11 protein-coding genes are annotated in these 11,329 nt (G+C 69.8%); 4 read left to right on the forward strand and 7 right to left on the reverse strand.

Translation table 11 applies throughout. The annotated features are described in order from the left end of the window. Window positions 1–695, forward strand: a 695-nt coding sequence (locus ABD378_RS24135; RefSeq protein WP_344523622.1) for a maleylpyruvate isomerase family mycothiol-dependent enzyme, incomplete at its 5' end; no start/stop codon positions are given. 676 nt (window positions 696–1,371) lie between these two features. Here ABD378_RS24135 and ABD378_RS24140 read toward each other — a convergent pair. After that, window positions 1,372–1,887 carry a MarR family winged helix-turn-helix transcriptional regulator gene (locus ABD378_RS24140; RefSeq protein ID WP_344523624.1) on the reverse strand — a complete coding sequence of 172 codons (516 nt, stop codon included), beginning with the start codon at window positions 1,885–1,887 and terminating at the stop codon, window positions 1,372–1,374. A gap of 172 nt (window positions 1,888–2,059) precedes the next feature. Here ABD378_RS24140 and ABD378_RS24145 point away from each other — a divergent pair, with 172 nt between their 5' ends. Then, window positions 2,060–3,127, forward strand: a complete 1,068-nt coding sequence (locus ABD378_RS24145; RefSeq protein WP_344523626.1) for an alkene reductase — start codon at window positions 2,060–2,062, stop codon at window positions 3,125–3,127. Window positions 3,128–3,239: 112 nt separating this feature from the next. On the opposite strand, the gene thpD is transcribed toward ABD378_RS24145, so the two are convergent. The 6 genes from thpD to ABD378_RS24175 form a co-directional block, all read right to left on the reverse strand. Continuing rightward, entirely contained in the window at window positions 3,240–4,139 is a 900-nt protein-coding gene (gene thpD, locus ABD378_RS24150; protein WP_344523628.1) for an ectoine hydroxylase, read from the reverse strand. Window positions 4,140–4,295: 156 nt separating this feature from the next. Further along, window positions 4,296–4,706 (reverse strand): ectoine synthase, encoded by a 411-nt coding sequence (locus ABD378_RS24155; RefSeq protein ID WP_344523630.1) that lies wholly within the window; start codon window positions 4,704–4,706, stop codon window positions 4,296–4,298. Window positions 4,707–4,802: 96 nt separating this feature from the next. After that, window positions 4,803–6,074 (reverse strand): diaminobutyrate--2-oxoglutarate transaminase, encoded by a 1,272-nt coding sequence (gene ectB, locus ABD378_RS24160; RefSeq protein WP_344523632.1) that lies wholly within the window; start codon window positions 6,072–6,074, stop codon window positions 4,803–4,805. A 74-nt stretch (window positions 6,075–6,148) separates the two neighbouring features. Next, window positions 6,149–6,742, reverse strand: coding sequence for a diaminobutyrate acetyltransferase (gene ectA, locus ABD378_RS24165; RefSeq protein WP_344523634.1), 594 nt, complete (start codon window positions 6,740–6,742; stop codon window positions 6,149–6,151). A gap of 332 nt (window positions 6,743–7,074) precedes the next feature. Further along, window positions 7,075–7,596 (reverse strand): DinB family protein, encoded by a 522-nt coding sequence (locus ABD378_RS24170; protein ID WP_344523636.1) that lies wholly within the window; start codon window positions 7,594–7,596, stop codon window positions 7,075–7,077. A gap of 89 nt (window positions 7,597–7,685) precedes the next feature. After that, complete coding sequence (locus ABD378_RS24175) at window positions 7,686–8,822, reverse strand: pyridoxal-phosphate-dependent aminotransferase family protein (RefSeq protein ID WP_386545569.1); 1,137 nt, start codon at window positions 8,820–8,822, stop codon at window positions 7,686–7,688. A gap of 55 nt (window positions 8,823–8,877) precedes the next feature. Here ABD378_RS24175 and ABD378_RS24180 point away from each other — a divergent pair, with 55 nt between their 5' ends. Then, a complete protein-coding gene (locus ABD378_RS24180; RefSeq protein WP_344523640.1) occupies window positions 8,878–9,966 on the forward strand; it encodes an amidohydrolase family protein in 1,089 nt (362 codons plus the stop codon). A 381-nt stretch (window positions 9,967–10,347) separates the two neighbouring features. Further along, window positions 10,348–11,280, forward strand: a complete 933-nt coding sequence (locus ABD378_RS24185; protein ID WP_344523642.1) for an SCO1860 family LAETG-anchored protein — start codon at window positions 10,348–10,350, stop codon at window positions 11,278–11,280. Window positions 11,281–11,329: the final 49 nt, after the last annotated feature.

Consider the following 11,329-nt stretch of genomic DNA (forward strand, 5'->3'; position numbering starts at 1 on the left):
CCTGGGGAACCCCGGTGGTCCACGACTGGGACGTCCACGACACGGTCGCGCATCTGCTGGCCGCGGACGAGCCGCTTGCGGTGCGCCTGGGGCTGCGGGCGCCCGGGGCGTGCGACGGCGTGGACGGGGCGCCGTGGCGCGTGGCGTGGGCGGCGCGCACGGAGGAGGTCCTCGCGCGGGAGCGGGGCCGTACCCCGGCCGAGACGGTCGCGTCCTGGCAGAGCCAGGCGACCGCTCTCCTGGCCTCCCCCGAGGCGCACGACCCGGAACTGGCCGGACGCGCCACGAAGTTGATGGGTGCCCGGCTTCCGCTGACGGACCACTTCCTGGTCCGGGCCTTCGAGGCGTGGGTGCACACGGACGACATCGGCAGGGCCCTGGACACGCCGGTCCCGCCGCCCCGCCCCGCCCACCTGTGGCAGCTGGTGCGCCTGGCCGTACGGATCCTGGAACTGGCCCTTGGCTCGAAGGCGCCGGACGTCGCGCTGACCGTCGCGGGGGAGGGCGGTGAGGTCTCGTGGATCCTGGGCGGCGGGGCGGAGCCGGTGAGCGCGGAGCTGGTCCTGGACCCGGTGGACTTCTGCCTGCTCATGGGCGGCCGCGTGGACCCTGCCGGGGTGCCGAAGGGGGTCTCCGGCAGCGAGGCCGCCGCGTCCCACGTCCTAACCCGCGCAGCCTCCCTGGCCTGGCTCTAACCCTCCCCGCCCGGGACCTCCCCCTACCCGAACAGACCTCTCCCACCCACCCGCCCGATCACCCCGCATCCGCCCTTCCCCCGAACAGGCCTTTCCCACCCACCCGCCCGATCACCCCGCATCCGCCCTTCCCCGAACAGGCCTCTCCCACCCACCCGCCCGATTGCCCCGCAGCGTCGAGGGGTGGGCGGGCGGGTGATCCGTACGGGCGTAGTTGGGGCGATCTGCACGGTTGGGGCGGGAGGGGAGCCCACAGCGGGGCGGGCGGGTAACTCACCGGGGCCGGTCAGGGAGCGCCGACAGGGCGGAAGCCCCCCGCCACGGAAGATCGGCCCGCACACACCCGCAGTCGGCATCGAGACGCGAGGGGACGTGGCGGTATGTCCGCCCGGAGCACGGCTCCCGGCGCTCCGGAGCCGAAGTACCAAGGCGGTCACCGGACGATAGCGAGGACGGACATACCGGCGCGGCCCCGCACCCTCAGGCGGACGGCTCCGCAGTTCCCATGCGCCTGCAGTCGGCAGCGGACGCGAGGGGGCGTGCCGGTATGTCCGCCCGGAGCACGGTTCGCGGCGCTCCGGAGCCGAAGTACCAAGGCGGTCACCGGACGATAGCGAGGACGGACATACCGGCGCGGCCCCGCACCCCAAGACACAGCAGCACCGCCCCCGCATCCCTAGGCGCCCCCGCCCCCCGCACCCCCCGCCCCCAACGGGCAATCCGCAGTCTCCGTGCACAGGTTCGCCTCCACCCGCCCGAGCAGCCGCGCCAGCTCCCCCCGCTCATCCTCATCCAGCCCCGCCAGCGTGTGCGCCTCCAGTTCGCCCCACGCCCGCTCCACCTCCGCCAGCAGTCCGCAGCTCGCATCCGTGGCCTCGACCAGTACCGCGCGGCGGTCGTCCGGGTCCGGTCGGCGGCGTACGTGTCCTGCCTGCTCAAGGCGTTGCAGCATCTTTGTGACCGTCGACGGGTCCAGGTCGACCGCCTTGATGAGCTCCGACTGCCGCACGGGCCCCGCGTCCCAGAGGTACATCATCACGAACTCCTGGCCGGGGTAGAGCCCGAGCCCCTTCAGCACCTTGCCCGCCGCGATCCGGTGCAGCCGGGCCACCCGGCTCACGGTGTGACTGACGGGCCCCCGCCGCGCCGCGGTGGGGAGGTCGGTACAGGCGGGGTCGGCCGAAGCCTTCATCGGAACTCCTCGGTCTAGGTCAGCTAGGTCAGCAAGGCACAGCCAGCGCATGCGCAACCGCACTGCTCTTCCAGATTAGCTTGGTCGGCCAAGGAATGAGTTACAGTGACATTCGGTTCAGTTAATTGGCCGACCAATTACATCCTCCGCCGCATCCATCTGGGGGCACCTGATGACCACCGCGTTCGACTCCCTCGACCTCTCCGGCACCCCGCTCGGCAACCGCATCGCCATGGCCCCGATGACCCGAAGCCGTGCGGGCGACGGCGCCACGGCCACGGAACTCACCGCCGAGTACTACGCCCAGCGCGCCTCGGCCGGCCTGATCATCACGGAGGGCATCCAGCCCTCCGCCGTCGGCCAGGGCTACCCGGACACCCCGGGCCTGCACTCCGACGAGCAGATCGAGTCCTGGCGCAAGGTCACGGCCGCCGTCCACGAAGCGGGCGGCAGGATCTTCGCCCAGATCATGCACACGGGCCGCATCGGCCACCCCGTACTGCTCCCCGACGGCCTGGTGAACGTCGCCCCCTCGGCCATCGCGGCCAAGGGGCAGGTGTACACGGCCGAGGGTCCGAAGGACTTCGTCACGCCCCGCGAGCTGACCGGCGACGAGGTCCGCGCCACCATCGGCGACTTCGTGACCGCGGCCCGCAACGCGATCGACGCGGGCTTCGACGGGGTCGAACTCCACGGAGCCAACGGTTACTTGATCCACCAGTTCCTGGCCCCTGGCTCCAACCGGCGCACCGACGAATGGGGTGGCACCCCGGAGAACCGCATCCGCTTCGCGGTCGAGACCGCAAGGGCGGTCTCCGCCGAGATCGGCGCCGCCCGCACCGGCCTGCGCCTCTCGCCCGCCAACCCCTTCAACGACATCTCCGAGCCCGAGGCCGAGCTCGAGGCGACGTACACCCTGCTGGTGAAGGAGGTGAGCGCCCTGGACCTGGCGTACCTGCACGTCATGGAGGTGGGCCCGATCCGCGACCTGGTGACCACCCTGCGCGGGAGCTTCAACGGACCCTTCATCCTGAACCCCGCGACCGAGGGCCCCACCGGACCCGACGCGCTCGCCCTCGTCGAGGACGGCACCGCGGACATCGTCGCGTACGGCGCACTGTTCCTGGCCAACCCCGACCTGCCGGCCCGCCTCAAGGCCGAAGGCCCGTACAACACGCCTGACACGTCGACGTTCTACGGCGGCACGGAGAAGGGCTACACGGACTACCCGGCGCTGTAAGCACAGAGCAAGCACACAGCACGCACCCAGCAAGCACAGAGCAACCACAGCAGAGCGAGACAAGTTCGGCCCGGCACCCCCAGGTGCCGGGCCAACTCTCGTACGAGACTGCTTACTTCACCGGAGTGAAGTCCCGAGCCCCAATGTAATCCGGCCGCCGGATCGGCGCCGCGAACGGCTCCACCGCCGTGTTCTCCACACTGTTGAACACGATGAAGACGTTGCTGCGCGGGAACGGCGTGATGTTGTCCCCCGAACCGTGCATGGCATTGCAGTCGAACCAGGTCGCGGAGCCCGCCTCACCGGTGAAGAGCCGGATGCCGTAGTCCGAGGCGAGGCTGGTCAGCGTCTCGTCCGAGGGGATGCCCGCGTCCTGCATCTGCAGGGACCGCTTGTAGTTGTCCTTCGGTGTGGCGCCCGCGCATCCGAGGAACGTCTTGTGCGACCCCGGCATGATCATGAGGCCGCCGTTGGTGTCGTGATTCTTGGTGAGCGCGATGGAGACGGAGACGGTCCGCATGTTCGCGAGGCCGTCCTCGGCGTGCCAGGTCTCGAAGTCCGAGTGCCAGTAGAACCCCGAGGCACCGAAACCGGGCTTCACGTTGATCCGGGACTGGTGGACGTACACGTCGGAACCCAGGATCTGCCGGGCCCGACCCACCACCCGCGGATCGGCGGCGAGCTTCGCGAAAAGCTCGCTCAACTTGTGCACCTCAAAGATGGTGCGAATCTCCTGGGAACGCGGCTCCACGATGGAGCGCTCGTTCGCCCGCATCGCGGGGTCATCGATCAACCGCTCGAGCTCGGCGTGGTAGACGCTCACCTCGTCCGGGGTGATGAGCTGGTCGATCGCCAGGAAACCGTCCCGTTCGAACCCCGCCAGTTCGTCGGCCGCGATCGGCCCCGGCGTACCCGGCTCGGACCACACGACGGGGTCCTTGCGCTCGATGAGGACCTCTTCGGTGCCTCGGGTCGGGTACAGATCGGCGGTGCGTTCGGGTGCGGTGGTCATGGTGTTGCCTGCCTCTCCTCTCGTACGGCCCTTTCCGGGATGTACACCCCCGCCGCCCAGAGGAAGAGGGCGGCGGGGGAGATTCAGGGGCTGCTTAAGCCCTGCGGCGCGGTGCCGGGCTCAAGCCGGATCCGGCACTCGGGCCGACTCCGGCACTCAGGCCGGTTCCGGCTCCGGCTCCGTGAGCAGCGGGTACACGCCGTTCTCGTCGTGGTCCTCACGACCCGTGACGGGCGGGTTGAAGACACAGATGCAGTGGAAGTCCTCCTTGATCCGCATCGTGTGCTTCTCGTGCCCGTCGAGCAGGTACATGGTCCCCGGCGTGATCGTGTACTTCTTGCCGGTCGTGTCGTCGGTCAGCTCGGCCTCACCCTTGGTGCACACGACGGCCTCGATGTGGTTGGCGTACCACATCGACGTCTCCGTACCCGCGTACAGGATGGTCTCGTGGACCGAGAAGCCCACCCGCTCCTTGGCGAGGACGATGCGCTTGCTCTCCCAGGTGCCCGAAGCGGCCTTCACGTGCCGGTCGGTGCCTTCAATGTCCTTGAACGAACGGACGATCACGGTGACTTGGTTCCTTTTCTCTTACGGGGGTGAAGACGCGGCCCGAGAGCCGCAGGGGCGGTGCGGATGCACCGCCCCTGCGACGTCCCGCACCGATCAGGCGGTCTCGCGCACCGCACGGGCGAGCGTGCGAAGCCCTTCGTCCAGCTCGTCGGCGGTGATCGTCAGCGCCGGAAGGAGCTTGACGACCTCGCTCTCGGGGCCGGAGGTCTCGATGAGCAGGCCGAGCTCGAAGGCCCGCTTGGCGATGGCGCTCGCGCGCGCCTTGTCCAGGAACTCCATGCCCCAGACCAGGCCGCGGCCGCGGTACTCCTTGATGGCGCCCGGGTTCTCGTCGACGATCGCCTTGAACGCCTCCTCGACCTGCTCGCCGCGGGCGCGGGTCTGCTTCTCCATGGCCGGGCCGTCGGACCAGTAGGTCTCCAGGGCGGCGGCGGCCGTGACGAACGCCGGGTTGTTGCCGCGGAAGGTGCCGTTGTGCTCGCCCGGCTCCCAGATGTCCAGCTCGGGCTTGAACAGGGTCAGCGCCATCGGCAGGCCGTAGCCGCTGATGGACTTGGACACCGTCACGATGTCCGGCGTGATGCCCGCCTCCTCGAAGGAGAAGAACGCGCCGGTGCGGCCGCAGCCCATCTGGATGTCGTCGACGATCAGGAGCATGTCCCAGCGCTCGCACACCTCGGCGAGCTTGCGGAGCCACTCGGCGCGGGCGACGTTGATGCCGCCCTCGCCCTGCACCGTCTCGACGATCACGGCGGCAGGCTGGTTCAGGCCGGAACCCTGGTCCTCGAGCAAACGCTCGAACCAGACGAAGTCGGGGGTCGTGCCCTCGAGGTAGCGGTCGAAGGGCATCGGCGTGCCGTGCACCAGCGGGATGCCGGCGCCGGCGCGCTTGAAGGCGTTGCCGGTCACCGCGAGGGAGCCGAGCGACATGCCGTGGAAGGCGTTCGTGAACGACACGATCGACTCGCGGCCCTTGACCTTGCGGGCCAGCTTCAGCGCGGACTCGACGGCGTTGGTGCCCGTCGGGCCCGGGAACATGACCTTGTACGGCAGGTCACGCGGGCGCAGGATGATGTTCTGGAACGACTCGAGGAACGCGCGCTTCGCGGTCGTCGACATGTCGAGGCCGTGGACGACGCTGTCGCGCTCCAGGTAGTCGATCAGGGCGCGTTTGAGGACGGGGTTGTTGTGGCCGTAGTTGAGCGAGCCGGCCCCGGCGAAGAAGTCGAGGTACGAGTGGCCGTCCTCGTCGAACATGCGGCTGCCCTGCGCACGGTCGAAGATGGTGGGCCAACCGCGGCAGTAGCTGCGCACCTCCGACTCCAGGGTCTCGAAGACGCTCAGGTCGGGCTGGGTGATGGTCACAGCAGATCTCCTGGGAGATGGAAAGTCTTGGGAGGTGGGGGGTGACGGGTGGTTCATGGGGGGAAGGGCGGAACTCAGCCGACTGGCTCGACCGGCTCGATCTGCGCGGCTTTCCCGGTCTCGGTGATCGGCTCTATGAGGAACAGGACCTCGGGCAGGTGCCCCTCGTCGGGGAACAGCCCCGCGTCGAAGAGCACGGTGCGCTCGACCGACGCGCCGTGGCGCTGTGCGTACGAGGTGAAGAGCCGCTCGGACGGGGTGTTGTCCGGCGTGATGGTCGTCTCGACCGAGACCAGCTCCCGGTCGGCGGCGACCTTGGCGGTAAGACCGTCGAGCAGCGCGCCGGCGAGGCCGCGGCCTCGGTGCGCCTGGTCGACGGCCACCTGCCAGACCACCAGGGTGCGCGGCCGCTCGGGCCGGATGTAGCCGGTGATGAACCCCGCGGGCTCACCGTTGGCGTCCCTGGCCACCACGGAGGTCGCCGCGAAGTCGCGACACCACAGCAGGTAGCTGTACGAGGAGTTGAGGTCCAACACCTTCGAGTCGCGGGCGATCCGCCAGATTGCGGCGCCGTCGGCGACGTCGGGGGTGTCGATGCGCAACCCCTCGGGCATTTCCAGGGAATTCGCTTGCAGGTCGGTCGGTAGATCGGCTTGTGCAGCGGTCATGCGTATTGAATTTACCGAGCAATTTCTTTAATTGCATCGCCGGGAGGGGTTACGTCAGAGCGCGTCTTGTGTTATCACGCGGGGGTGCGCGCCCGCAGGAATCCCCAGGGGTTTGGCCTGATTTGATGGGGTCATAGAGAACATACCGGGCGCGATGTGGAGTACGTCACAGAACCGTAACTCCCTCGAAGCGTGTCCGAATTATGAGACTTGGTCCTGTCGAAATCTTAGTGTTTAGGTCTCCGGAAAGCGGGCAGAAGAATACGGGAAGCTGCGCTCATAAAGTGGATAAAGAAGCGGCGGGAATGCGTCCGTGAATTTACGTAGAGGATTTAAGGACCCGTCGCGCCGTCGATTCCCTCCCTGAGGAGATCGGCGTGACCGTTGTGTCGCGCGTACTCCTCGATGAGGTGGACCAGGATCCAGCGCAGACTGACCTCGGCGCTCCCCGTCACCGCGGCCTCCCGCTCGCTCAGCCGTCCGACCTCGTCCGGCGAACGTCCCGCGCAGAGCTCCCGGCTCACCGCCACCTCACGCCGCCACACGGCAAGGGCCTGGTCACACGTCCGCTCCGGGTCCAGGGCGAAGCCCGCCGAATCCTCGTACACCGGCGGCACGTCCCACCCGGCGAGCACCCGCTGGAACCAGTTCCGCTCCACCTCGGCCAGGTGCTGCACGAGGCCGAGCAGGGTCAGCGACGAGGACGGGACCGAGGCGATACGGGTCTGTGCGTCATCGAGCCCGGAGCATTTGACCGCGAGGGTTCCGCGATGGAAATCGAGCCAGTCCGCCAGCATCGCGGGCTCGCCCGCTGTCGGGTCGGGGACAGGACGGCCGTCCGGAAGCGTTGGCATGGCGGTCACGCTGCCACGCCGGCCGCTTCGGACGGCCGCTGTTCGCTGTGAGCTTGGGGCGGGCCGAGGCGCGGGCCAGGGGCAGGCGCCTACTGCCAGGTGGCTGTCACCGCGCGTCGGGCCGCTTCGAGGTCGACCGCGAGGCCGGACTCGCCCATCGCGGCACCCAGGGCGGCGAGCGAGGCGTGCACGACGCCGCTGGTCGCGTCCGGGCCGTAGTGGTTCACCCGGATCATCTCCGTGGCAAGGGCGCCGCCACCGGCGACCAGCGGAAGCACCGGGTCCGCGGCGAGCGCCTTGGCGACGAGCATCGAGGCGTCGACGCCCTCCGGGGCGCGCAGGGTCGTGGCGACCGGAGCGGCGTCCCGCGCCTCATGGACGTACGGCGAGAGGCCACCGCCCAGGGCGATCGCCCCCGCGCGGGTGGCCGCCGCGGCAGTGGCGTGGCGTGCCATCAGCGCGTCGAGCCCCTCCGCCTCGATGCGCTCCACGCACGCCTCCAGGGCGAGCATCTCCAGCTGGGCCGGGGCGTGAAGCAGCGCCTTGCGGCCGCCGTCGATCCAGCGCTCCTTCCAGTCCAGGAGGGAGAGGTAGGAGCGGCGCGGCGCCTGCGGGTTGGCGGCGAGGCGCGTCCAGGCCCGCTCGCTCACTGAGACGGCCGAGACACCCGCGGGGCCGCCCATCGCCTTCTGCGCGCCGATCACGCACAGATCCACGCCCCACGCGTCCGGAAGCAGCGGCTCCGCGGCCACCGACGCGACGGCGTCGAGCATGAAGAGGGCGCCGTGCTCGCGTACGACCTCACCGATCTCGGCGACGGGATTGGTGTTGCCCGTCGCGGCCTCGGCATGGACGAGCGAGACGAAGTCGATCTCGGGGTGCGCGGCGAGCGCCTCGCGGACCTGCTCGGCGGTCACGGCGGTGTGGAAGGGGACGGCGAGGTCGACGACCGTCGCCCCGCAGTCCCGCAGCCAGTTCCCGAAGGTCTGCCCGTACGGACCGGTGATGACGTTCAGCGCGGTCGTGCCCGGCCGCGCCGCACCCCGGATGCAGCCCTCCAGGGGAAGCAGCGCCTCACCCTGCATGATCACGACGTCCTGCGAGGTGGAGAGCAGCCCGGCGACGCGCTCCTCGATGGAGGCGAAGTGCTGGGCGCTCAAGGGGGCCAGGTCAAGGAATGGATGCGTCGTCACGGTGCTGCTCACTTCGCTGCTCACTTCGCTCACGAGTTCGTTCGGGCTGCCGGACCGAGCGTACCGACAGGCTCCTAAGCTGCTGTACATGAGCGATCACACGGTGCTGCACGTGAAGGGGCGGGTGCTCGTCGGCCCGGACGAGGTCCGGGACGAGTTGTGGGTGGTCGGGGGCAGGGTGACGTACGACCGCCCCTCGGCGGCGCCGGACGTCACGATCGACGGCTGGACGCTCCCCGGCCTGGTCGACGCGCACTGCCACGTGGGCCTGGACGCGCACGGCCCTGTGGACGCGGCCACGGCCGAGAAGCAGGCGCTGACCGACCGCGAGATCGGCGCCCTCCTCATCCGCGACGCGGGCTCCCCGTCCGACACGCGCTGGATCGACGACCGCGAGGACCTCCCGAAGATCATCCGGGCGGGCCGCCACATCGCGCGCACGCGCCGCTACATCCGCAACTACGCCCATGAGATCGAGCCTTCCGACCTCGTCGCGTACGTCGCCCAGGAAGCGAGGCGCGGCGACGGCTGGGTCAAGCTCGTCGGCGACTGGATCGACCGCGACGCGGGAGACCTGACGGCGTGTTGGCCACGGGCCGAGGTGGAGGCGGCGATCGCCGAGGCGCACCGTCTGGGCGCGCGCGTGACGGCGCACTGCTTCGCCGAGGATTCCCTGCGGGACCTGGTGGAGGCGGGCATCGACTGCATCGAGCACGCCACGGGCCTGACCGAGGAGACCATCCCGCTCTTCGCCGAGCGGGGCGTCGCGATCGTCCCGACGCTGGTGAACATTGCGACGTTCCCGCAGCTGGCCGACGGCGGCGAGTCGAAGTTCCCGAAGTGGTCGCGGCACATGCGGCGGCTGTACGAGCGGCGCTACGACACGGTGCGGGCCGCGTACGACGCGGGAGTGCCGGTGTTCGCGGGCACGGACGCGGGAGGTTCGCTGGCCCATGGTCTTGTCGCCGCGGAGGTCGCCGAGTTGAGGCTCGCCGGGATCCCGGCGGTGGACGCCTTGTCGGCGACAACGTGGGGAGCGCGGGACTGGCTGGGGCGGCCCGGCCTGGTGGAAGGGGCGCCGGCGGATCTGGTGGTCTACGGGGGCGATCCCCGGGAGGACGTGGGCGTGCTGGGGAATCCGCGGAGGGTGGTGCTGAACGGGAGGGTGGTGGGGTAGCCCGTCGGCTCCGCCGAGTCCACTCTCATGCCTCGACGCCACGTACGCTGCGGTCGCCCCAAGTGACTCATGTTGACGGAGCGTTACGCGCGAGGCCCCAGATTCGTTGCACACCATTCGGCCACGGGCCGGGCGTCAACCGATGTGTTCGAGCCAGGGAGTTGCTCGGGGGGCTGGGGGGAACGTCCGTGCCGGAAGATTCGAAAACAGGGGCGGAAACCTCCCGTTGGAGTGAACTCACGCTCGGTCGCTGGCTATTCACTCTCAGTGCGTAAAGATTCCCCCTGTCGATGTTGCCGGTGTCGCGCTCAAGCGATGTCCCCATCCAGCGAAGCGCGACGCTTCCGGCAGCTCCGTAACTCTTGTGGGGGTTCCACCACCTTGAACAGCAATGCCTTCCGCCTGCCCGCACGCCGCCTCGGCGTGATCGCCACCGCCACGGTCCTCGTCGCGGGTCCCGCGGCGCTCGCCACCGCGGGACCCGCCTCGGCGACGGGCGGCGACAAGGGCCACGCGAACGCCGTCGTGCTGCGCACCGGGCTCGACGTGTCCCTGCTCAACAAGACCCTGAACGTCCCGCTCAGGGTCTCGCTCAACGAAGTACAGGCGCCGGCCAGTGCCGGAAAGACCGCGCTCACCGCCAAGCTGGACGGCGTCGACGGCGGGCAGCCGTTCAGCGTGCTGCGGGCGGACGTCGCCACCGCGAAGGCGACCGTCGATGACAGGAAGGCGGAGGGGTACAGCAACATCGCGCGGGCCAAGGTGCATGTGCCGGGCCTGCCGCTGCTGTCCCTGATCGAGGTCGAGCAGGTCACGTCCAAGGCGGTTTGCGCGGCGGGCGAGCGTCCTGTCGCCGAGGCGAATCTGCTGGGCGGGGTGACCGTCCTTGGCAAGAAGGTCACGCTGTCGGCGGGAGGCCCGACGCAGGTGACGGTGCCGGGGGTCGGCGAGGTGCGGCTCGACCTGTCGAAGACGCACACGACGTCGCGTACGGCGGCGGCGTCCGCTCTTGAACTGAAGGTGTCCGTGAATCCCCTGAAGCTGAATGTCGCGGAGGTGGAGGGGACGGTGACGCTCGCGGGAGCGTCGTGCGAGGCGCCTGCGGCGTCCGCGAAGCCTTCGGCTCCGCCGGTGAAGCCGCAGGGGGGCGCGGGGGAGAAGCCGGTCGCGGCGAAGCCGCAGAAGCCCGCCGAGGCGAACCTCGCGGAGACCGGGGGGAACTCGTCCACGCCGTACCTGCTGGGCGGCGGTGCTCTGCTGCTCGCCGCGGGGGGCGGGGCTGTGGTGCTGGCCCGACGGCTTCGGAGGGACTGAGGTTCGGGCGGTCGAAAAGATGGCCTCAAACGCCGGCCGGGCTGAATTT

This window comes from Streptomyces rectiviolaceus, from assembly GCF_039533825.1.
GTDB classification, from domain to species: Bacteria; Actinomycetota; Actinomycetes; order Streptomycetales; family Streptomycetaceae; genus Streptomyces; species Streptomyces rectiviolaceus.

Excerpts from the sequence above, each read along its gene's own strand:
- ABD378_RS24140 (WP_344523624.1), bottom strand. The coding sequence starts at position 1,887 with ATGAAGGCTTCGGCCGACCCCGCCTGTACCGACCTCCCCACCGCGGCG.
- ABD378_RS24145 (WP_344523626.1), top strand. The coding sequence starts at position 2,060 with ATGACCACCGCGTTCGACTCCCTCGACCTCTCCGGCACCCCGCTCGGC.
- thpD (WP_344523628.1), bottom strand. The coding sequence starts at position 4,139 with ATGACCACCGCACCCGAACGCACCGCCGATCTGTACCCGACCCGAGGC.
- ectA (WP_344523634.1), bottom strand. The coding sequence starts at position 6,742 with ATGACCGCTGCACAAGCCGATCTACCGACCGACCTGCAAGCGAATTCC.
- ABD378_RS24170 (WP_344523636.1), bottom strand. The coding sequence starts at position 7,596 with ATGCCAACGCTTCCGGACGGCCGTCCTGTCCCCGACCCGACAGCGGGC.
- ABD378_RS24180 (WP_344523640.1), top strand. The coding sequence starts at position 8,878 with ATGAGCGATCACACGGTGCTGCACGTGAAGGGGCGGGTGCTCGTCGGC.